This window comes from Terrisporobacter mayombei (assembly GCF_020748465.1).
In the GTDB taxonomy this organism is placed as follows: domain Bacteria; phylum Bacillota; class Clostridia; order Peptostreptococcales; family Peptostreptococcaceae; genus Terrisporobacter; species Terrisporobacter mayombei.
Genome location: NZ_JAHZMP010000003.1, coordinates 420,966 through 443,836 on the forward strand (window position 1 = coordinate 420,966; position 22,871 = coordinate 443,836).

The 22,871-nt window shown below is 28.2% G+C and carries 19 protein-coding genes; all 19 read right to left on the bottom strand.

Annotation, left to right across the window (positions count from 1 at the left end; translation table 11 throughout):
* Positions 1 to 35: 35 nt before the first annotated feature.
* Entirely contained in the window at positions 36 to 1,064 is a 1,029-nt protein-coding gene (locus K0039_RS12740; RefSeq protein WP_228105448.1) for a YecA family protein, read from the bottom strand.
* Between the two features lie 264 nt (positions 1,065 to 1,328).
* Positions 1,329 to 1,787, bottom strand: a complete 459-nt coding sequence (locus K0039_RS12745) for a hypothetical protein (protein WP_228105449.1) — start codon at positions 1,785 to 1,787, stop codon at positions 1,329 to 1,331.
* A gap of 2 nt (positions 1,788 to 1,789) precedes the next feature.
* Positions 1,790 to 2,227, bottom strand: a complete 438-nt coding sequence (locus tag K0039_RS12750; RefSeq protein ID WP_228105450.1) for a hypothetical protein — start codon at positions 2,225 to 2,227, stop codon at positions 1,790 to 1,792.
* Positions 2,228 to 2,938: a hypothetical protein gene (locus tag K0039_RS12755; RefSeq protein WP_228105451.1), complete on the bottom strand. Its 711-nt coding sequence runs from the start codon at positions 2,936 to 2,938 to the stop codon at positions 2,228 to 2,230. It lies immediately after the preceding gene.
* A gap of 149 nt (positions 2,939 to 3,087) precedes the next feature.
* A complete protein-coding gene (locus tag K0039_RS12760; RefSeq protein WP_228105452.1) occupies positions 3,088 to 3,459 on the bottom strand; it encodes a prepilin-type N-terminal cleavage/methylation domain-containing protein in 372 nt (123 codons plus the stop codon).
* Positions 3,460 to 3,476: 17 nt separating this feature from the next.
* The gene (locus K0039_RS12765) at positions 3,477 to 4,655 is read right to left on the bottom strand and encodes a type II secretion system F family protein (RefSeq protein WP_228105453.1); all 1,179 of its coding nucleotides are present in this window, start codon (positions 4,653 to 4,655) and stop codon (positions 3,477 to 3,479) included.
* A gap of 11 nt (positions 4,656 to 4,666) precedes the next feature.
* Positions 4,667 to 6,052 (bottom strand): GspE/PulE family protein, encoded by a 1,386-nt coding sequence (locus tag K0039_RS12770; RefSeq protein WP_228105454.1) that lies wholly within the window; start codon positions 6,050 to 6,052, stop codon positions 4,667 to 4,669.
* Between the two features lie 143 nt (positions 6,053 to 6,195).
* Positions 6,196 to 7,272 carry an ATP-binding protein gene (locus tag K0039_RS12775; RefSeq protein WP_228105455.1) on the bottom strand — a complete coding sequence of 359 codons (1,077 nt, stop codon included), beginning with the start codon at positions 7,270 to 7,272 and terminating at the stop codon, positions 6,196 to 6,198.
* 202 nt (positions 7,273 to 7,474) lie between these two features.
* Positions 7,475 to 8,401 (bottom strand): chemotaxis protein, encoded by a 927-nt coding sequence (locus K0039_RS12780; RefSeq protein ID WP_228105456.1) that lies wholly within the window; start codon positions 8,399 to 8,401, stop codon positions 7,475 to 7,477.
* Between the two features lie 215 nt (positions 8,402 to 8,616).
* Positions 8,617 to 9,228 (bottom strand): ribosome biogenesis GTP-binding protein YihA/YsxC, encoded by a 612-nt coding sequence (yihA, locus tag K0039_RS12785; RefSeq protein WP_228105457.1) that lies wholly within the window; start codon positions 9,226 to 9,228, stop codon positions 8,617 to 8,619.
* A complete protein-coding gene (lon, locus tag K0039_RS12790) occupies positions 9,218 to 11,575 on the bottom strand; it encodes an endopeptidase La (protein ID WP_228105458.1) in 2,358 nt (785 codons plus the stop codon). The genes yihA and lon overlap by 11 nt, the downstream gene beginning before the upstream one ends.
* Before the next feature lie 317 nt (positions 11,576 to 11,892).
* Positions 11,893 to 13,140 (bottom strand): ATP-dependent Clp protease ATP-binding subunit ClpX, encoded by a 1,248-nt coding sequence (gene clpX, locus K0039_RS12795; protein WP_228105459.1) that lies wholly within the window; start codon positions 13,138 to 13,140, stop codon positions 11,893 to 11,895.
* 16 nt (positions 13,141 to 13,156) lie between these two features.
* Positions 13,157 to 13,744 carry an ATP-dependent Clp endopeptidase proteolytic subunit ClpP gene (clpP, locus tag K0039_RS12800; protein ID WP_228105460.1) on the bottom strand — a complete coding sequence of 196 codons (588 nt, stop codon included), beginning with the start codon at positions 13,742 to 13,744 and terminating at the stop codon, positions 13,157 to 13,159.
* Between the two features lie 66 nt (positions 13,745 to 13,810).
* Positions 13,811 to 15,106 (bottom strand): trigger factor, encoded by a 1,296-nt coding sequence (tig, locus tag K0039_RS12805; protein WP_228105461.1) that lies wholly within the window; start codon positions 15,104 to 15,106, stop codon positions 13,811 to 13,813.
* A gap of 131 nt (positions 15,107 to 15,237) precedes the next feature.
* Positions 15,238 to 15,711: a metallophosphoesterase gene (locus K0039_RS12810; protein ID WP_228105462.1), complete on the bottom strand. Its 474-nt coding sequence runs from the start codon at positions 15,709 to 15,711 to the stop codon at positions 15,238 to 15,240.
* A gap of 15 nt (positions 15,712 to 15,726) precedes the next feature.
* Complete coding sequence (rph, locus tag K0039_RS12815; RefSeq protein ID WP_228105463.1) at positions 15,727 to 17,076, bottom strand: ribonuclease PH; 1,350 nt, start codon at positions 17,074 to 17,076, stop codon at positions 15,727 to 15,729.
* 185 nt (positions 17,077 to 17,261) lie between these two features.
* Positions 17,262 to 19,283 carry an NAD-dependent DNA ligase LigA gene (gene ligA, locus K0039_RS12820; protein WP_228105464.1) on the bottom strand — a complete coding sequence of 674 codons (2,022 nt, stop codon included), beginning with the start codon at positions 19,281 to 19,283 and terminating at the stop codon, positions 17,262 to 17,264.
* 444 nt (positions 19,284 to 19,727) lie between these two features.
* Entirely contained in the window at positions 19,728 to 21,131 is a 1,404-nt protein-coding gene (gene gad / locus K0039_RS12825; RefSeq protein ID WP_228105465.1) for a glutamate decarboxylase, read from the bottom strand.
* A gap of 53 nt (positions 21,132 to 21,184) precedes the next feature.
* Positions 21,185 to 22,615, bottom strand: a complete 1,431-nt coding sequence (gene gadC, locus K0039_RS12830; protein WP_228105466.1) for a glutamate/gamma-aminobutyrate antiporter — start codon at positions 22,613 to 22,615, stop codon at positions 21,185 to 21,187.
* Between the last annotated feature and the right edge of the window lie 256 nt (positions 22,616 to 22,871).

Genomic DNA, 22,871 nt, shown 5'->3' on the forward strand with positions numbered 1-22,871 from the left:
TTATTAATCTAATTAATTTTTAATAGTAATAAATTTTATGATGCTCTTAATTCTTTATATCTTTTGCCTAAAGTACGAGGGCTTATTTCATATTTTTCAGATACTTGGGCTTGAGTTATAATCTCGCCTGCATCCTTTTTAATATAATATTCTATTGCAGCAGCCCATCCATTTTCACTACCTTTTATAGATTTATTGGATTTAATAAACCCTCTCCATAAATCTAATCCCTTTTGTAAATATTTTTCTTCCATGTTATTTCTTAATGCATCATATATATTTACATCTGAATTATTGTTATCTTTACTTTCTATTTCTTTTTTAACTTGAGTATTTAATGAATTTAAAATATGTGATTTATCATTTAATAATATTTGTTGTCCAAATTTATAAATTAATTCACTGTTATAAATTACAAATTCTTTTATACTCTTTGTTTTCCTACTGTTAGATTTATATAGTTGCTTAATATTATCAAGTATTATTTTTAAGTTTTTATCAGATACTTTTATACATTCATCAACAAATATGTTCATTCCTTGAACATTTACCGTTCTTCCTATTATACTTTGTCCAACTTTTAAGTTTTTTAAAGCATCCACATCTTCCACTACTATTTTATTATCATTAAAATAATCTCTAATTATTGATTTTGTAATTCCTATATCTTCAATTTTAAATATGCTTATATTAGCTTTAAGCATTGATGATAATAAATTTATTTGATTTTTGCTTAAAGTTAATTTATTATCGTCTATAAACATTTTGGTTATAGTGTTTCCCTTATCATTTCTATAATCATACATAAAATATGTATTATATAGTTTGTCTATTGTAGGGTTACTATCTTGTGAAATATGAAATTTCTTCGTACACACGTCTCTATCATTGTGGAAACTTGATGTCTTAGAATATTCATATATTTTATTTTCCATATTTTTATACAAACCTTTTGCATATAATATTTTGTTTCTTGTAAACTCTATTAACTGATTTTTTTGTAAGCAACATTTTTTATACTTTTTACCACTACCACAAGGACATAGTTCATTTCTACCTATCAAGTTATCTTCACTCCTTTACTATTTTTAAGCACGGCTATATATACTTGACCCTATATTAGAATTTATCATTCATTTATATTGTTAATTATTATTGTAAATCTGCCTTTTATAGTTTCATATAATCTTTTAGACTTCCATACTTTAATAATAATTTTCTAGAAATTAGACTATTATCCTTCTAAATTTATTAACAATCGTACTACCATTTTCATTGTAAACTTTCATAAAACTCCAATTCATAAATCATTACCTTATCATATTCCTTTATATGACTTTAAATGTCATTATGCAATCTACATAATTCTTCTCATTTCCCTTTTCATCTTTAGCATTTTTTATATCCATCTTTTCAATCTTGTAATTTAGATTCAAATCATTTAAAACGCTTTCTATACCTTTGATTTTATCTAAGTTTCCAGATACACTTAGTTCAATTGATGAATACGGTTTATTATTTTCATCAATTTCATCAAATTTATTAACAAAGTTAATATCTAAACTAGAATCCATTTTTCCAATTATCTTAATTACTATATCATCGCTTAAATCCATTGTTTCATCATAACAATCACCTTTATACTGTGGCTTTGTTTCTGTCAATTTAGTTTTTTCCTGTTCCAAAGCATTAATTTTATTGTTCATAGGATAAGAAACACCTGTACTAACTACTGTAAATGTTATTACTGCTATGCATATTTTTTTTAATTCTTTTTTATTCTTCAAAATTATTCAGAACCTCCTATTTCATACACTGCATGAAAATATAATTTATTATTTTTATTTTCCACACTAGTTATAGAAAAATTTTTTATATTATCCATAGATTTTAATTCATCTAATTTTTTTAAGTTTTTGCATTTACCTTCTATATTAACTTTATTATTTTCAACAGATAGTTTCTCTACATTTGCAAAACCTAATAAATCATATATTTTATTTGTATCTTTTATCAATGTACTCTTTGTATTTTTCGATTTTAATACATCATTAGATTGAGTAATTGATTTAGTGTTATTGATCTCTTCTTTTAGGTTATCAATAGATTTTATATTTGTATAAGTTTGAAAAATTAATAAGTATATTAATATTATTACAGTACACTTAAAAATTTTTTCTTCTTGTTTTTCTTCTTTTAAGAAATTAATAATTTTGTTCTTTTTCATTTATACTATCATCCCCCAAGTTGGTAAATTATCTAATGTCATATCTTCAATTTCTTCTCTATTATTTGAAATTAATTTATTTTTAAGATCTAATTGTTTTATTTGTAATCCTTCTATAAAATCATCACTTATTCCATAATAGTATGTATTATCATATGAAAATTGATTAATAGAATACTGGCTATTAGCTTTATCCACCACATAAGATTCAATAATTTTTTTATTGGAAACTGTGTTTAAAATCATATCTTTTTTTCTATTTTCTATTATAGTTATTTTTTCATAATCACCTTGTAGTAAATCAATAATTTTCATATCAATCAGTTTTTGTAAAATATCAAAATTAATATATAAATATTTTTTCTTAATTTTTAACTTTTCGCTTATAGATTTGCATATGTCTACATATTTCTTTGGAAATAATATTCCTTGTATTGACCCCTTTCCCTTAGTATTGATAATTTTTTTATATTTTATTACATAATTTTGTAAATCTAAGGGCATATGGCCTCCTATTTCATATTTAATTAGTTGAATAATTTCTTTTTGTCTTCTAGACTCTATATTTGGTATATTTCTAATAATAATTTCATCATTTTGTATATTAAAATATATATTTTTAAAATTATGATTTATATTTTCTTTTATTATTTGAGCTACTTCATCTTCATATATATTATTTTCTTTATGTTTAAAGTTATTGCTTCCCATTTCATAGGTTAATTGATTATGTATGTTGTACTTATTTCTATTTTTTCTTATTAATAATATTTCTGTATTTTCATTATTAATATTTACAATAAGATATTCCTTTATAAAATCACCTCCACAAAATTGTTATTAATGATATTGTTTAGAGACTAATTTGTGGTAGTTTCATTAGGCTTTGGATAAAATGTTTCTGTACCTATCTTAACTGTTACAGAATCTCCTTGTGCCGTTACATCAAATGAACCGCCTTTTACTGACTTTGCAGTTGGTACAAATTGAATATATCCATCACTTTCTAAATTGCTTGGTTGAACTGATGTATTTCCATCACTTACAGATATCATTGCTGCTGTTGCTAAATTGGCTGCTGTTGCATAATCAGCATTTTTCTTTGCATTCTCTTGTACTTTCGAATATTTTGTTACTGCAATACTAGATAAAATACCTATTATAGTGATAACTATAACCATTTCAATCAGGGTAAATCCCCTTCTTTTCTTTTTGTTTTTTAATGTAAACACTACTATTACCTCCTTTTTTAAATAGCTGATACAGCATCAAACATTGGTACCATCATAGATATAACTATTATCCCTACCACCACTCCTATAAATAAAGTGATAAAGTTTTCAAAGTATTTTGTTCCAATTTCAAGTTTTGAATCTAGTTCATTTTCATAGTACTCAGTAACAGTATTTAGAACTGTATCTAGTTTTCCACTTTCTTCTCCTATGGTTATCATTGATAATAGTAAGGATGGTAATTCTTCCACTGTTTTTAAAGAATCTCCTATGCTATTACCTTTCTTAATAAACTCATTTGCTTTACATATTTTCAAATATATATACTCATTGCTCATTGCTTTTGCTGATGTTTCAATGGAGTCTACAATTTGCACTCCACTGGATATTAAAATTGATAAAGCCTTTATGAATTTGTTACTAATAATTAATTTCATATATGTTTTTATAATTGGAAGTTTAAATATAAGCTTATTTATCATTTCATTAAACTTGTCATTATTTTTCTTAAGATATATTAATCCACCTATCAAAACTAAATTACCAACTATAATTAAAAGGAAGTCATCTCTAAATAAATGAGACAAAAATATTAGTATTTTAGTCAATCCTGGTGTTTTCATATTATTATCTGCATAAATGTCTTCAAAATTAGGAATTAAAAAAAGCAAAATAAATATAAAAGATATAATCATGGTGATTATCAATATAGTTGGATAAATTAATATACTTATAATCTTATTTCTCAATTTATTTTCTTTATCATAATAAATTGCTAGTTTGTCCATAACATCATCTAAGTTACCACTCATTTCTCCTGCTGTTATCATGCTTATGTAAAAACTAGAGAAAGCCTTCGTATTTTCAAAAGACTCTTTTATTGAATTCCCTCTCTCAATGTCTCCAAGTATTTTTCTTAGTACAGTCCTCACTTTATCATTTGATTCATCTATTAATATTCTTAAAATTTTAGATATTTCACATCCTGATTTTAAGAGGATGCTCATTTCTTTTGAGAAAATTTTTAAATCCTTGTTTTTTAATTTCCTCCCTTTTAAAAATGTTTTTCTTTCCTTAATATCTACTACTTTAAATCTGTTCTTATCAGCATAAGAATATACTTCATCTTCACTATCAATATTTAGCTTTAAAATTTTTCTATTATTTTCTTCATCGTAAATTATACATTTATACAATATTTTTTCTCCTAATTAATAATTTCTTTATTCATGATACATTCTTCCAAAGTTGTTATTTTGTTTTTAATTAAATAAGAATAAACATCTTCAAAGGTAATCATTCCATTTTTAACAGCTATATTTTTTATATCCTTAGCTTCTTTATTTTTTTGAATTCCATTTCGTATTTCATCATCTATAGACAAAATCTCAAAAGCTACAGTTCGACCATCATATCCTGTGTATGAGCACTCTTCACATCCAATAGGTATGGTAGTACAAATTGATTTTTTCTCATTTTGCTTAATAATAACTTCATTACTACAGTTTTCACATACTTTTCTTACTAACCTTTGTGATATAACACCAATCAAAGATGCATTTAATAAGTATTGTGGAATTTCCATGTCGATTAATCGCGCTATGGATGAAACTGCATCGTTAGTATGAAGGGTACTTATGACTAAATGACCTGTGATTGCTGCCCTTACAGCCGTTTTTGCTGTTTCTATATCTCTAATTTCACCAACCATAATAATATCTGGGTCCTGTCTTAGAATTGCTTTTAATCCTTTTTCAAAAGTAAGACCTACTCTGTGATTTACTTGTATTTGGTTTATGCCTTCCATTTTGTATTCAACAGGGTCTTCAATGGTCATGATATTTTTACTTGTATTTCTCAAGTCCTTTAAAATGGAATATACGGTTGTAGTTTTTCCACTTCCTGTTGGGCCAGTAACAAGCAATATACCTGTCTTTTTATTTATTATTTCTTGAATTTTTTCTACAGCTTCTTTAGAAAATCCCAGTTCTTCCTTAGTTTTAAGAAAGGAATCTCTACTTAAAAGTCTAAGTACTATTTTTTCTCCATAAGTAGTTGGCACAGTTGAAATCCTAATATCTACTAATGAATCCTTAATTTTTACGTCTATTCTTCCATCTTGAGGTAATCTTTTTTCTGTAATATCCATATTAGCTTTGTATTTTATTACAGATGCAAGGGGTGGATATAAATTTAATTCCAAATTCAACAATTCCTTCATATTTCCATCCACTCTCATACGAATTTTTAATAAATCACTGAAAGGTTCAATATGTATATCACTGGCTTTTTCCTTTACAGCTTTTTGTAGAATATCTTGAAATAAATAGTTAGCATAATCATCATCTACATCAATTGAATCTCCATAGCATAGTTCAATATTTTCTAAAACATCTTCTCTTGATACTTGTTTTAGAATTATATTCTTTCCTGTAACTAACTTTAAATCTTGAGCTGCATATATGTTTTCTTTTTCTATTCCTATTATTAAAGAATCTTCATTTAGCTCCATAGGAAACAAGTTGTATTTCCTTGCAAGCTTTTCCGGTACTAATATGGATAAATCTACTTCTGATGTTGTAATTTTAATCACCTCGATTACAATAAATATCTACTATGATTATCAACACTTAAGTTCTTATTTATACAAATATAAACTCTTATTTTAACCAAAATAATAAAAGCTATAATATTAAAATGAATTTTTTCATTTAATATCATAGCTTTTTATCTTAACTATTTATTTTCATATTTTAAAATTCTCTCTATTAATTGCTCTTTCAATTGATCAGCCTTATCAAAATCCATATTTGGTATATAGTAATTTTCAATTATATCATGATTTGATTTTGCTTTTTTCAAATTTGAAATAGCATAATTAATTAATTCGTCTAATATTTTTTCATTTACTTCTAACTCTTCTTTGTGATCATTTATTTTTTCTTTATCCATAAATTCACCTAGATTAATTACATCCTCATCTTTAAATAAAGAACTCGTAGTTATTGCTATTCCCAAGTCTTTAATCATTATTGATTCTATTTTTGCTGGTATAAGAGGGTAGTGAAACACTTCTACTTTTAATCCTTTTAATACTGCTTTGTCATATATTCGCTTTAAAAAAGTAGTCTTTCCATAACCTATTTTCCCATTAAGGTAGTAAACCTTTTTAGCATCTTGAAGCAAGCTATCTGCATAGTCAATATGACCTATTGGAGTTATAGCTGTTCCAAATAAATGTCTAGGATTAGAAAATTCATCTTTATTTTCTATTTCCTTAAATATTTCTTCTATAAATTCTTCTGTAAATTTATTAAGTTTACCAAAATCCATTGCATCGCTATTTTTGCTTTCTATGTCATAAAAAATTGGTTCTGAAGCCTTTAAATATTTAAATGCTCTTTGGAAACATGAGCCTATTTCTTTATTACATTGTACTATTTCCGCTTTATTATTTTCTAAATTATCTACATTCCAAAAGTCACCAAAATTAACTATTTCATCTATAGCTCCTGGTATTTTAGGATCAACAACATGTGGCGCTGTCGCATCTAACAATACAACCTTTAATTTTTTTACTACAACTGCATCTAATGAGCCTGGATCAGACGAACACTGAAATACTTCTACATCATATCCTCTTTCTGAAAAGTCACGTGCCACTTTTTTCATCAGAGATGATTTGCCAACTCCAGGACCACCTTTTAAACAAAAAATCCTATTTACATCTTTGGGAATAATATAATCGAAATAGGAATAAAAACCGTTACTTGTATTTGCTCCTGGAAATATCTTTCTAATTTTGCCTTTCATATTCATGCCCCCTAAAATGTTCTACCTTTTATATTATTATATTGGTAGCCATTTGGTTACCGCTTTTCTAGTTTATATATATGCAACAAATCTAAATTACATATTATTTTATATAAAAATACTCATATCAACTACAAAAACATTAGTTTTATAATGTTTTATGTGAGTATAATATGAGTTAATTATAAAATATTTAAAAGTATTATTTATTTATAAATTTATCAACAATACTAACAAGATTTCCGATTTCTGGCTTCGTTATTTGCTCATCTGCTCCCAGTTCTTTTCCTTTTGCATATATTTCATCACTTATTAATGATGAAAATAATATTAGTGGTATGTTTTTAAGTTCCTTATCTTCTTTTACCAATTTAGTTAATCTATGACCATCCATTAAGGGCATCTCTATATCAGATATTATACATGTAACATGATTTGAAATATGTTCTCCACTTTCTTTAACTTCACTTAAATATTTCCATGCATCCTGACCATTATCCATTTTAATTATATTTCTATAACCTGCCTTATTCATACAATCACATATCATTTTAGAAAGTAGTGTTGAATCTTCAACTATCAATATTGGTTTATAAGAATCTTCACGTTTTCCTAATTTGTCTATCTCATCATATTGGATACTAGACTCAGGACTTATTTCAGCTACTATTTTTTCAAAATCTAATATAGTTATTAATTTGTCATTATGTTCAGCAATACCTGTTGCAACGCCTTCACCACCACCATATATGATTTTGTCAGGCTTTCTTATTTTTTCCCACGAAACTCTACCTATCCCAACAACCGCCTCAACATGAAAAGCAAAAACTAATTTGTTAAAATTAGTTTTTATAAAAATGTCATGTGTTCCACTACCACTTCTAGGTATATTTAGGTATTTACCTAAATCTATAACAGTTATTATTTCATCTCTAGGCTTAAATATTCCCTCTACTACTTCATGTGAATTGGGCATTTTTTTTACTTCTTGAGCTCTTAATATCTCACGTACTTTAGCTACATTTATTCCAAATAATTCTTCTCCTATTGTAAACTCCATTATTTCAAGCTCATTAGTTCCCGATTCTAATAATATTTTTGTTTGACTAACACTCTCTGTATATTGCATTATCATACTCCTATATTCTTAAATTTATCTATATTTCTAAATAATTCACTTATTTTTCTGTCTCATAATTATAATGTTTATATTTATTAATAATACGTCTAAACTTTTATAAACTATAGTATTTATTTTGATTAAATTAATTTTTTAGGATTATAATTTTCTTCAACAAAAAAATTGTGCTGAAATGTTAATTTACATTTCAGCACAATTTTATACTAATCAACTGTTATTTCATAACCATGTTCTTCATATTGAGCTATTATTTCATTCCATACATCTTCTACTCCAGTTTTCTTTGAGGAAGAAAGAGGTATTATTTTTTCATCTTTTTCAAGCTGTAATTTTTTTCTTATTATACTTATATGTTTTTGATATTGACCTCTAGATATTTTATCTGCTTTTGTTGCTATAACAACACAGTTGTATCCAAAGTGTTTTATCCATTCATACATCATAACATCCTCGTTTGTAGGTTCATGTCTTATATCTACAAGTAAGAAAATAGCACATAATTCTTGTCTATCTTGTAGATATCTTTCCATGATAACTCCCCATTTATCCTTTTCTGATTTTGATACCTTAGCATAACCATAACCAGGAAGGTCAACGAAATAAAACTCATCATTTATTTTATAAAAGTTTATAGTTCTTGTTTTCCCAGGAGTTTGACTTGTTCTTGCAAAATTTCTTCTATTTAATAAAGCATTTGTAGCTGAAGATTTTCCCACGTTTGATCTTCCAACTAAAGCTATCTCTGGCAGTCCTTCTGCAGGATATTGATCTTTCTTTATTGCACTTACTACTATTTCTGAACTTCTAATTTTCATTTTTATCACCGTCTTTTACTAAAGCATGTTCTAAAACTTGATCCATATGATCAACAAGAACAATTTCTAGTTTTTCTTTTACATTTTCAGGTACTTCATCTAATTGAGCATCACATTCTCTTGGTATTAAAACCTTTTTTATTCCAGCTCTATGTGCTGCAAGTACCTTTTCTTTAACTCCACCTACAACCATTACTCTACCTCTAAGAGTTATTTCACCAGTCATAGCTACATCACATCTAACAGGAATTTTAGTTAATGCAGAAATTACTGCAGTAGCCATTGTTATACCTGCAGATGGTCCATCTTTTGGAGTTGCTCCTTCTGGACAATGTATATGAATATCTTCTGTTTTGTAGAAATCTTGATCTATATCAAATTTATCTGCTATAGATCTTATATAAGATATACCTGTTCTAGCTGATTCCTTCATTACATCACCAAGTGATCCTGTTAATACAACTTGTCCTTTTCCTTTTAATACATTTACTTCTACAGGAAGTGTAACTCCACCGACTGAAGTCCATGCAAGACCTGTTACTATACCTATTTCAGGTTTTGTTCCTGCTAAATCGTATAGATATTTATCTCTACCTAAGTATTCTTCTAAATCTTTAGATGTTACTAAAACACTTTCTAGTGATGGATCTTCAACAAATTTTTTAGCAACTTTTCTACAAACCTTACCTATAGTTCGCTCTAAAGTTCTAACTCCTGCTTCTCTTGTATAGTAATTGATTATATCCCTCATTGCTGGTTCTTCTATTGTTACAAATCCTTCTTTTAATCCATTTTCTTTAATTTGTTTTGGAAGTAAGTATTTCTGTGCTATATTAAGTTTTTCTTCTTCAATATAACCTGATACTTCTATTATTTCCATTCTATCAAGTAATGGACCTGGTATTGTACTTAAACTATTTGCTGTAGTTACAAATAGTATTTTTGATAAATCAAAAGGTACTTCTAAGTAATGGTCAACAAATGTTTTATTTTGTTCTGGATCTAAAACTTCAAGCATTGCTGAAGATGGGTCACCTTTATAATCTGCTGCCATTTTATCTATTTCATCTAATAAGAACACTGGATTCTTAGTTTGAGCTTCTTTTATACCATTAATTATTCTACCTGGTATAGAGCCTACATAAGTTCTTCTATGTCCTCTTATCTCAGCTTCATCTCTTACTCCACCTAAAGATATTCTTACGAATTTTTTTCCTAAAGCTTCTGCTATAGATTTTGCTATAGAAGTTTTACCAACACCTGGAGGTCCAACTAAACAAACTATTGGTCCTTTTAGCGATTTAGATAATTTTCTTATAGCTAAATATTCTAATATTCTATCCTTAACTTTTTCTAATCCATAATGTTGTTCATCTAAAATCTCTCTAGCATTCTTTAAATCAAGTTTATCTCTTGTTTCTTTGTTCCAAGGTAGTGAGAATATAGCATCTAAATATGTTCTACTTACTGATGAATCTGGAGACTGAGGAGATGTTCTGGAAAATTTATTAATTTCTTTTTCTATCTTTTCCTTTGTTTCCTTAGGCGCTTTAATCTTCTTAAGCTTTTCTTTATATTCTTCAACTTCAGAAGTTAAGTCTTCATCTTCTCCTAATTCTTTTTGTATAGCTTTTAATTGTTCTCTAAGGTAATATTCTTTTTGAACCTTATTCATTTGTTTCTTAACTCTTAGGGTTATTTTCTTTTCTATTTTTAGGATGTCTATTTCTTCTAATAGAATTTTATATAATAACTCTAGTCTTTTAACTATATCAAACTCTTCAAGAATCTCTTGTTTTTGCTCTGATTTTAAATAAATATTAGATGCAATAGTATCTATAAATCTATCAACATTTTCTATTTCTCCAAGAGATACTAATATTTCTGGGGAAACTCTATTTCCTATATTTATATATTCTTCAAATGCATCAAATACATTTCTTACAAATGCCTCTACTTCTATATCTATCTCTGCATTTTCTTGATCATATATTATTTCTTCTACTATGGCTTTGAAATATCCATCTTCTTCGTCTATTTCTTTAACTTTACCTCTAGATACTCCTTCTACTAAAACACGAACTGTATCTCCTGGTAATTTGATAACTTGTTTAACTTTACAAATAGTTCCAACATGATAAAAGTCTTCTGTTGTAGGATCATCTATTTCCGCTTCTATTTGTGAAGTTAAAAATACTAATTCATCTTCTAACATAGCTTGATCTAATGCTTTTAATGACATTTCTCTACCTATATCAAAGTTTAATATCATATATGGAAATATTGCTAATCCTCTTAAAGGTATCAATGGTAACTCATGGTCAATTTTAGTATAATTTTGTTCCATCATTATCACTCCTTAAAGTGCTATTTTCTTTGCTTTTTATATTATATATTTATGTATGCTAATTTTCAACACAAATCAACATAGCAATATGCATAATTTAGGTTAATTTTATTATGCTATATTAATAAAATAATAATTCATTTATAAATATTTATTTTGTTCATAATTAAAGATACATATAAAGTACGTATTAATTTAGCATAATAAAACTAAATTTAATAATCTTCTTACTTAAGTTACATGTTATTAAAACACTTTCATTAAGTAGCTGGAAATTAAAAGGAGCTTATTAATATATAAGCTCCTTTTTATATTAATTATGCACTTTCTTCTTTATCTTTAAGAACCATAATTGGTTGTGTTTCATCAGCAACAGATTCTTTCGTAACTATTACTTTCTTGATGTCTTCTCTTGATGGAATTTCATACATAGTTTCCATCATAACACTCTCAACTATACTTCTAAGACCTCTAGCTCCAGTACTTCTATCTATAGCTTTTCTTGCTATAGCTCTTAAAGCATCTTCATCGAATTCTAAATCAACATTGTCTATTTCAAATAATTTTTTATATTGTTTAACTAGAGCATTTTTAGGTTCTTGTAGAATTCTCATTAAAGCATCTTCATCTAGTAGCTCTAATGTAGCAACTACAGGTATTCTACCTATAAATTCAGGTATTATACCAAATTTAAGTAAGTCTTCAGGAAGAACTTTTGCATATATTTTTCCTAAATCTGTATCTTTCTTACTTTCAATTTTAGCACCAAACCCTACTGTTTTTTCTGTTCCACGTCTTTGAATTATTTTTTCTATACCATCAAAGGCACCACCTAAAATAAATAATACATTAGTAGTATCTATTTTTAGGAATTCTTGATGAGGATGTTTTCTTCCTCCTTGTGGCGGAACATTAGCTACAGTTCCTTCTAGAATTTTTAAAAGAGCTTGCTGAACGCCTTCACCACTTACATCTCTTGTAATAGATGGGTTTTCAGACTTTCTAGCAATTTTATCTATTTCATCAATGTAGATTATTCCTCTTTCTGCTTTTTCTATGTCAAAATCAGCTGCTTGGATAAGTTTTAATAGTATATTTTCAACGTCTTCACCTACATATCCTGCTTCTGTTAAAGAAGTAGCATCTGCCATTGCAAAGGGAACATTTAGTGTTCTAGCTAAAGTTTGAGCAAGTAGTGTCTTTCCAGAACCTGTTGGTCCAAGTAAAAGGATGTTACTCTTTTGTATTTCTATATCTTTAGTTGTAGATTTTTTACTATATATTCTTTTATAGTGGTTATAAACCGCAACTGATAATATTTTTTTAGCTCTTTCTTGACCAATTACATAGTCATTAAGAATATCCATCATTTCTTTAGGTTTTGGTAGAGATGTAGTATCCTCTTCCATTGTCTCTTCAATTTCTTCTTGAATGATTTCATCGCAAAGTTCTACGCATTCATCACATATATAAACGTTAGGACCTGCAATTAATCTTCTTACTTGATCTTGTGTTTTCCCGCAGAATGAACATTTCAGTTGTCTTTTTTCTTCGTATTTTGACATAACAAGCACCTCTTTCCTAACTATGGGCCTTTTCTATGACTTCGTCAACTAACCCATATTCCTTGGCTTCCATTGCACTCATAAAGTTGTCACGTTCAGTGTCAGCCTTCACTCTCTCCAATGGTTGACCTGTTCTCTCAGAAAGAATTTGATTTAATCTTTCTTTTATTTGTAAAATCCATTTAGCATGAATCTCTATATCTGTTGCTTGACCTTTTGCACCACCTAATGGTTGATGTATCATTATTGTACTGTTTGGAAGAGCATACCTTTTTCCTTTTGCTCCAGCGTTTAATAAAAATGCACCCATAGATGCTGCCATACCTATACATATTGTGCTTACATCAGGTTTAATATATTGCATAGTATCATATATAGCCATACCTGCTGTAACGCTTCCACCTGGGGAATTTATATATAAATGTATGTCTTTATCTGGATCTTCAGCTTCTAAGAAAAGTAGTTGAGCCACTACAAGTCCAGCAGTTACATCATTTACTTCATCACCTAAAAATATTATTCTATCTTTTAATAATCTAGAATATATATCATAGGCTCTTTCTCCTCTTCCTGTTTGTTCTACTACTGTAGGTACTAATGCCATAAATCATACCCCCTCTTAATGTTTAATATATAATTTACAGTAGTCCGAGGGGACTACTGTAAAGAATTAAGCTATTTTAGCACTATCAACTAATAAATCTATAGTTTTTCTTATTTTTAATTGACCTTCCATGTCTTTTAAGTCAGTTGGTCTTAAAGCTTCTTTAACTTGCTCAACAGTCATATTATAAGCTTCAGCCATTTTTTGTACTTCTGCATCAACTTCTTCTTCACTAACTTGAACATCTTCAGCTTTAGCTATCGCTTCTATAACTAATGAAGTTTTAACGTTTCTTACAGCTTCATCTCTTCTGTTAGCAGTAAATTCAGCTTTGAATTCTTCCATAGTTTTACCAGTCATTTGTAAGAATTGCTCCATTCCAAATCCTTGGTATTGTAATTGGTAGTTAAGCTCCATCATTTGGTTCTCTATTTCATTTTTAACCATAGCTTCTGGAACTTCTACTTCTGTATTAGCTACAACTTTTTCTATAACTCTGTTTCTTAATTCGTTTTTAGCAGCTTCTGCAGCTTCTGCTTCAACTTTAGCTTTAACATCAGCTGTTAATTCTTCTAACGTGTTGAACTCAGTAGTATCAGCAGCAAATTCATCGTTTAGTTCTGGTAATTCTTTTACTTTAACATCATTTACTTTAACTTTGAAAACAACTGGTTTTCCAGCTAAGTTTTCAGCATGGTATTCTTCTGGGAAAGTAACATTAACTTCTAATTCTTCTCCAACTTTTTTACCAACTAATTGCTCTTCAAATCCTGGTATGAATGATGCTGAACCTATAACTAAGTCATAGTTTTCACCTTTTCCACCTTCGAAAGCAACTTCTCCGTCAAATCCTTCGAAATCTATGTTAGCAGTATCTCCATTAGCTATTTCTCTTTCAACAGATACTAATCTTGATCCTTTTTCTCTCATTTCTTCTAATTTAGCAGTAACAGCATCTTCGTTTACAGTTTCTTCAACTTTTTCTACTTCAACACCTTTGTACTCACCTAATTCAAAAGATGGCTTAACTTCTACATCAACTAATATAACTAATCCGTTATCTTTGCTTATTTCTTCTATATCTATTGATGGAGCATCGATTGGATCTATTTTTAATTCATCTATAGCAGATGGATATACCTCTGGGAATAGTATGTCTATTGCATCAGAATAGAATACACCTTTTCCGTAGTTAGTTTCTATTATTTTTCTAGGTGCTTTACCTTTTCTGAATCCTGGTATATTATATTTCCCTTTATTCTTATTGTAAGCCTTAACTATTGCTGATTCAAATTTATCGTTATCTACAGTTAATTTAAAACTTACTTTATTGCCTTCTGTTTTAATTAATTCTACTTTCATTAACTTTATCCTCCTAAATATCTTATGTAATGATTTCTATAAATTATAATTCTAATTTATAGGTAACTCTTTAATTATATCATACAAGGTTTTTTATTTACAAGTGTTCCCTTAATTTCAACACTTCTTGTTTATATTTTTATTTCTTCATATGAAATATTATCATTTAATGTTAATATTCCAAAAGCTCTATCACTGCCACCTCTTGGATATGTAAGACTACCTGGGTTTATAAAAGTAATATTGTCTATTGTCTCATATATTGGAATATGAGTGTGTCCAAATACTACAAAGTCAATATTGTTATCTTTTGCAAATCTATATAATGAGTTAATACCCATTTTTACATCATGATGGTGGCCATGACATACAAAGAAATTTTTATTGTTAACTGAAAATTTTAATTCATAATGTCCATCCATATTATATGAGTCACAATTTCCTTTTACACATTTAACTTTCACATCTGTTGAATAATATATGTATTCTGCATCATCAATATAATCACCAGCATGAATAATCAAATCGCATTTATTTAAATATGGAATTGCTTTATCTATAGTTCTCATATCTCCATGAGTATCACTAATTATTCCTATTTTCATATATTTTATCCTTTATTATCTTATAACTCTTCTTGAAAGTTCTTCCTTCATAAGTTCTAAAGCTTTAGCTCTATGACTTATACCATTTTTAACAGCTGATGGTAATTCTGCAAAAGTTTTATTATAATTATCAACTACGAATAAACTATCATATCCAAATCCATTTTTACCTTTTTCTTGGAAAGCTATAGTTCCTTCACAAGTTCCTCTAACTACAAATTCTTTACCATCTGGAAAAACTACTGCTATACAGCAAACAAATCTTCCAGTTCTATGACTTATTGGAGTATTTTTTAAAGCTTTTAATAATTTTTCTCTATTTTCTTCGTCTGTAGCATTTTCTCCAGCATATCTAGCTGAGTAAATTCCTGGCTTTTTACCTATGGCATCTACTTCTAATCCTGAATCATCCGCTATTGTTATCATATTAGTAAGTTTAGCCACAGTTCTTGCTTTTATTAGTGCATTATGTTCAAATGTTTTTCCATTTTCTTCGATATCTAAATTATCTAAATTCACATCTTTAAGAGAATGTATATTATAATCTAAATCTTTTAGTATTGCACCTATTTCTTCTAGTTTGTGTGCATTTCCTGTAGAAATAACTATATCATTACCATAATCCATGCCTAATATTTCATCAGCAATTTTTCCTAATGCAGCTCTTTGTATTCTTATAAGTTCTTTATTCCCTTTTTCTCCTAGTTCTAACAATTTATTTAAATCTTTTCTAGAAAAAGGTCTTTCTTCTCCAGTGCCTTGAACTTCTACAAACTCACATCTGTCAGTCATTATTATATTCATATCTACTTGTGCATTTGAATCTTCTGCATAGCATATATCAAGTAAACACTCATCATTAACTATACCAACACTTATAGCAGATACAAAGTTTTGTATAGGCATTTTTTTGATTAAGCCATCACTATATAATTTGTAAATTGCCTCAGCAACAGCTACAAATGCTCCTGTTATAGAAGCAGTTCTAGTCCCTCCGTCAGCTTGAATAACATCACAGTCAACCCAAATAGTTCTTTCGCCAAGTTTATTTAAATCTACAACAGATCTTATTGCTCTACCTATTAATCTTTGTATTTCTTGACTTCTTCCATCAATTTTACCTTTTGAAGAATCTCTAACTTTTCTTTGTTGAGTTGATCTCGGCAACATTGAATATTCTGCATTTATCCAACCTGTTCCAGTATTTCTTAAAAAAGGAGGCACTTTTTCTTCTATTGAAGCTGTGCATAAAACTTTTGTTTCTCCCATTTCTATTAAAACAGAACCTTCTGCATACTTTGTGAAGTTTCTTGTAATTTTTACATCTCTAATTTGATCAAATTTTCTCCCATCAATTCTAATCATTGTTTTTCCTTTCTTGCAAAATTCGCTTAGCAAATTTCATTAGAATCTTATAGTTGTTTTTGAAAATGTCTATTATTTCAATACTTATTCTAATCTATTCATAGTTATAATTTTAGCACTATTCAATTTAATTTACTACAAAATAATAGTTCATTTATCCAAACACCACTTGTATTCTTTATTGATTATTTTAATCTTTCCAAAACTTCTTCCTTAGAGGATAATTTAGATAAATTAAGGAAGAATTCTTCATCTATTACCTTAACTCCTAGTTCATTTGCTTTTGTAAGTTTTGAACCAGCTTCTTCTCCTGCAAGTACAAAGGATGTTGACTTGCTAACACTTGAAGTTGATTTTCCACCTAACTTTTCTATTATGTCTTTTGCATCGTTTCTCTTAAGAGTTGGTAGCGTTCCTGTTAATCCAATTTTCATTTTATCGAATACTTTTATAATATCTTCATTATCATTGTCAATTATTTTAGTATTTACACCTGCATTTTTTAATTTTTCTATTACAGAAATATTTTTTTCTTCTTTGAAGAATTCAACTACACTATCTGCCATAGTTTCACCAAACTCTTCTAAATTAACAAGTTGATTTGAATTTAAATTCATTATTACATCTAAGTCTTTAAATTCATTGGCAATAATTTTTGCACCTTTAACACCTATATGTTTTATTCCTAGTCCATTTATTAATCTGTATAAGTCATTTGTCTTAGACTTTTCTAGAGCATTTATAAGGTTTGTTGCTGATTTTTGTCCCATTCTTTCTAAATTTACTACGTCTTCTTTTTTAAGATAATATAAATCAGAAACATCTTTTATAAGATTTTGTTCTAATAGTAATGTTATTATTGACTCACCTAGGCCGTCTATATTCATAGCATCTCTAGAGACAAAGTGAATAATACCTCTTCTAATTTGAGCAGGACAAGACATATTTATGCATTTTACTGCTGCTTCTCCATCTAATCTTACAGTTGGCTCTCCGCAAACGGGACATTTATGAGGCATTTCAAAAACTACTTCTTCGCCTGTTCTAGCTTTTTTATCAACTTCCACGACTTGAGGTATTATATCTCCAGCTTTTTGAACCACAACCATGTCACCGATTCTTATATCTTTTTCTTTTATATTGTCTTCGTTATGAAGTGTTGCTCTACTTACTGTCGTTCCTGCTAATCTAACTGGTTCTAAAACAGCTGTTGGTGTTATATTTCCTGTTCTTCCAACTTCTATAATTATATCCAATAACTTTGTTGTCTTTCTTTCTGCTGGAAATTTATAAGCAATTGCCCATCTTGGGCTTTTCGCTGTGAATCCCATTTGTTCTCTTTGTTCAAAGTTATTAACTTTAATAACCATTCCATCTATTCCATACTTTAGTTCTTCTCTATGCTCTGTCCAGTATTCTATATATTTTATGATATCTTCAATATTATGAAATACTTTAAAGTCTGGACTTACAGAGAATCCTAATTTGTCTAGTAACTCAAGAGAACCACTATGAGTTTTACAATCATCATTAGCTAAATGTTCTAGATTGAATATAAATATATCAAGAGGTCTTTTAGCTGTTAATTTAGGATCTAATTGTCTTAGAGAACCAGCAGCTAAGTTTCTTGGATTAGCATATAAAGGTTGATCAGATTCCTCTTGTTGTTTATTTATTTTTTCAAAATTACCTTTTGAAATATAAACCTCTCCTCTTACTATTAATTCATCTTTGTAATCTACTTTTAAAGGTATCGATTTTACTGTCATTAAATTTTTAGTTATATCTTCTCCTACTATACCATCGCCTCTAGTAGCACCCTTTACAAACTCTCCATTTTCATAAGTAAGACTTACTGATAATCCATCTATTTTAAACTCTATAACATATTCTACGTTTCCTGACACAGCTTCTCTAACTCTTCTGTCAAAGTCCCTTAAGTCTTGTGCTGAGTATGCATTTGATAAGCTTAACATAGGATATTTATGTACTATTTGATCAAATTTATCTAGAGCTTTCCCTCCTACTCTATTTGATGGAGAATCAACCCTCTTTAGCATTGGATTTTCCTCTTCTAACTTAATTAATTCTTTCATTAAATTATCATATTCAAAATCCTCTATCTCTGGTGTATCTTCGTTATAATATTTTTCATTGTGGTAATTTATTAAATCAATAAGTTCAGATATTCTTCTTTCTACATCCATAATATAATCTCCTTATTTAAGTATCTCTTTTTAGTATTTTCTATACTTCTATTTTTTAGTATATCATTTCAAATTTTAATTATAAATATATAATAATTATTATATTACAAAAGCTAATTTGTAAAAATGATTATATATTCCTACTTTAAATAGTCTAAAATAAAAATTTATTTTCTATATTTAATAATCCTTTTTTATTATTTATAAGTACATTTTGTTAATTTAAAGCCTGTGAAAACAATTATTTTGTATAAAATTAATATAAATCTGCATAGAAAATATTTAGTCTGTAAAATTATAATTATGATTTGGAAAATTCATTTAAATATTGATAGTTGTTATATGAAATTAAGTATCATTAATTCTTGAAATAAAATATAAATCATTATATTAAAAAAACAACTAGTACCAAATTTTATGGTACCAGCTGCTTTTAGTTTTCTCCTAATGTGTAAATCCGTATGTTTTTTTATCTGTTTCTTTACCATGAACTAATACATTTGCATTATTTAAGTCTTTTATAGCTGTTTTAAGATCTCTTATGAATAATTCAGCCATGTCATGACTTAAATCAGCTCTACATACTATACGTTGTATTATAATATCTTGTAAGTTTTCTGGTAATGGATAAGCAGGTATTTGCCATCCTTTCATTGCTAATCTGTCTGCTAAATCATATAGTGTCCATTCTACGTTAGCATCATCAACTAATCTATAACATACAATTGGTAAGTTTTCACCATTGTCATAAATTTTAAATAAACCTATTTTTTCTATTTCATCTGATAAATACATAGCAACATCTTTCGTACGTTGATGTATTTCTCTATATCCCTCAAATCCAAGGCGTAAGAAGTTATAATATTGTCCTATAACTTGACTTGCTGATCTTGAGAAGTTTATTGCCATTGTTGGCATTGTTCCACCTAAGTAACTTACTTCAAATATTAGTTCTTTTGGTAAGTACTCTTCATCTTTCCAAATTACCCAACCTATACCTGGATAAACTAATCCATATTTATGCCCTGATGTACTAATTGATACTACATTTTTCAATCTAAAATCCCATTCCATATCTGGATCTATGAATGGAGTAAATAGTCCTCCTGATGCACCATCAACATGTATTGGAACACTTATTTTTGCTGTTTTATTATATTTTTCTAGTAATGCATCTAATTTTTTTATGTCATCAAATTTTCCTGTGTAAGTTATACCTTGTAAGGCTACAACACCTATTGTGTATTCATCTACATAGTCTAATACTTTATCTATATTTAAACTCATATGTTCTTCATCCATTGGTACTAAACGCATTTCTATATCCCAGTATACGCAGAATTTTTCCCAACAAACTTGATATCCTGATGATATTACTAAGTTTGGTTTTCTCTTAGTTATGTCTATTCCTAATTTTTCAGCTCTGTTTCTCCATCTAAATTTCATAGCCATACCACCAAGCATACATGCTTCTGATGATCCAACTGTTGATGTTCCTAGATAATTCATATCTTTTGGAGCATTCCATAATTTAGCTATCATATTTACACATCTGTTTTCCATTTCTGTTGTTTGTGGATATTCTGATTTATCTATAGCATTTTTTTCTAAAGTTTCTGCCATAAGTTTAGTTGCTTCATCTTCCATATATGTTTGACAGAATGTTGCTAAATTAAGTCTCGCATTCCCTTCATTCATTAACTCATCTTTGATTAATCTATACGCCGTTTTTGGGGCAATAGAATTTTTCCCTAATATATCCTTTGGTATACTAGAGCCAGATTCTGTTGATCCAAATACCGGTGTTTCATAACTATCTCCTAATTTATCATTTCTTCCAAATAACATGTTTAAAACCTCCTCTGTTTAAATAATTAATATATATATTTAAAACATGTTGCCTAATTTATTGTTTTTACATCTCTTTTTTTAGATGTAAATTGATATATTACAAATGGTATTAAAACTGTAATAATAAAACTTATTATTAATATAGTTAAGTATTCATGAGCACTTTTGCCAGTTAATTGAGCTGGTGGCACAAATGAGATAACTAATGCAAATATTGATGTTAATAAACCACATGCTGCAATTACTAATTTAAATGGTTTTCCTCCTGGAACGTGATAAGCACGTTTTAAATCAGTTTTTTTAAGGATTAATGCAAAATATCCTATGAAGAATAATAAGTATCCAACTAAATATATTACAACTGTTAGTGATATAGCTGTAAGGAATGATACGTTATTTCCTCCCCCACCAAATGTAAGAACGGCAGCCCATATTGTAACTACTACTCCTTGTACGAAAACCAAATTAATAGGAACATTATGTTCATTAGTTTTTGTTAATTGTTTAGGTAAGATGCCTTGTTGTGCTGCAGCATACATACTTTTAGAAGGTCCTACAACCCATGCACTAACTTCACCCATCACACCTAATGCTAATAATATAGCAATTATTTTTACAATCCATGTTCCATGAGGCATAAAGTGTAGTACTAATGCTTCAAATGTTTCAACAACGCCTGAACTTAAACTTAATTGACTTTGTGGAACTACAGCTGCAACTGTTAATCCACCAATAGTATTTAGAAGTATTGCAAGAATAACTAGTGTAATCATAGCTAATGGATAATTTTTCTTAGCATCTTGCAATTCATTTACATGAGAAGCTGAAGCTTCAACTCCCATATATGCAAGTATAAATGAAACAAATACAACTAATGTATTTACCTTAGAAAAATCAGGTATGAAGTATTGTGCTCCTATTTTTACATTTACAGGATTACCTTGAAGTAAATATGTAATTGATAATCCAAATAATATTATCGCTGGTATTAAGATACCAAATATAAATCCAGCCTTTGCTATTTTAGCTGTATTTTTAGTACCACCTAATTGTGAAAAAGTTAGGGCCCAGAAAATCACCAATACACCAATAAACTTAATTAGTGGAACATTATTTAGTGCATCCCAATTAAATATATATGAAATGCAACCTAAAATAAAATAAATCATGGTTACAAATCCAACTGTTATTTGAAACCATTGAAAGAATATTGCTGCAAACCCAAATTTTTCACCTAATGTGTTTCCAACCCAATCGAAAATACCTCCCTCTTGCCAACCGTCAACTGTCGCCATTTCTGCTGCACATAAAGCAACTGGTAGAAACCATAATATACCTCCAAGCAAAAGGAAGAATACCAAATGAAATCCTGATGTTGCGAATGTAGGATATTCATAAACAGTCATAACCATTGATGCAGTCATTGCAAAGAATGCAAACAATGTTAGTGAATGTTTTTGAGATGCTTGTGCATCATTCATTCTAATCATCTCCTAATTATTTATTTTTTATTTCATTACATCAAGAACATTTTATATTTATTATGTTCATGGTATTTAGTTACCCGCCAAATTTTCTTTAAAACACATATGATAAACTTCGTAAAATTGTTAAATTTCTTATTTTACTGACATTATAGTTTGCAAAAAATTAATATTACCTTATTTATTTTAACTATTTTTCATACATTATTTTTTTGTTGTTTTTTGTAATAATATAATATTTTTAAAGTATTTT

Bases quoted from the DNA above. Each gene is read 5' to 3' on its own strand.
- tig (WP_228105461.1), bottom strand. From the start codon at position 15,106: ATGAAAGTAGAATTAATTAAAACAGAAGGCAATAAAGTAAGTTTTAAA.
- clpX (WP_228105459.1), bottom strand. From the start codon at position 13,140: ATGTCAAAATACGAAGAAAAAAGACAACTGAAATGTTCATTCTGCGGG.
- gadC (WP_228105466.1), bottom strand. From the start codon at position 22,615: ATGAATGATGCACAAGCATCTCAAAAACATTCACTAACATTGTTTGCA.
- yihA (WP_228105457.1), bottom strand. From the start codon at position 9,228: ATGAAAATTAGAAGTTCAGAAATAGTAGTAAGTGCAATAAAGAAAGAT.
- gad (WP_228105465.1), bottom strand. From the start codon at position 21,131: ATGTTATTTGGAAGAAATGATAAATTAGGAGATAGTTATGAAACACCG.
- K0039_RS12755 (WP_228105451.1), bottom strand. From the start codon at position 2,938: ATGGGAAGCAATAACTTTAAACATAAAGAAAATAATATATATGAAGAT.
- clpP (WP_228105460.1), bottom strand. From the start codon at position 13,744: ATGGCATTAGTACCTACAGTAGTAGAACAAACAGGAAGAGGAGAAAGA.
- lon (WP_228105458.1), bottom strand. From the start codon at position 11,575: ATGGAACAAAATTATACTAAAATTGACCATGAGTTACCATTGATACCT.
- K0039_RS12775 (WP_228105455.1), bottom strand. From the start codon at position 7,272: ATGAAAGGCAAAATTAGAAAGATATTTCCAGGAGCAAATACAAGTAAC.
- K0039_RS12750 (WP_228105450.1), bottom strand. From the start codon at position 2,227: ATGAAAAAGAACAAAATTATTAATTTCTTAAAAGAAGAAAAACAAGAA.
- ligA (WP_228105464.1), bottom strand. From the start codon at position 19,283: ATGGATGTAGAAAGAAGAATATCTGAACTTATTGATTTAATAAATTAC.
- rph (WP_228105463.1), bottom strand. From the start codon at position 17,076: ATGATTAGAATTGATGGGAGAAAATTTGATCAAATTAGAGATGTAAAA.
- K0039_RS12810 (WP_228105462.1), bottom strand. From the start codon at position 15,711: ATGAAAATAGGAATAATTAGTGATACTCATGGAGATATGAGAACTATA.
- K0039_RS12780 (WP_228105456.1), bottom strand. From the start codon at position 8,401: ATGCAATATACAGAGAGTGTTAGTCAAACAAAAATATTATTAGAATCG.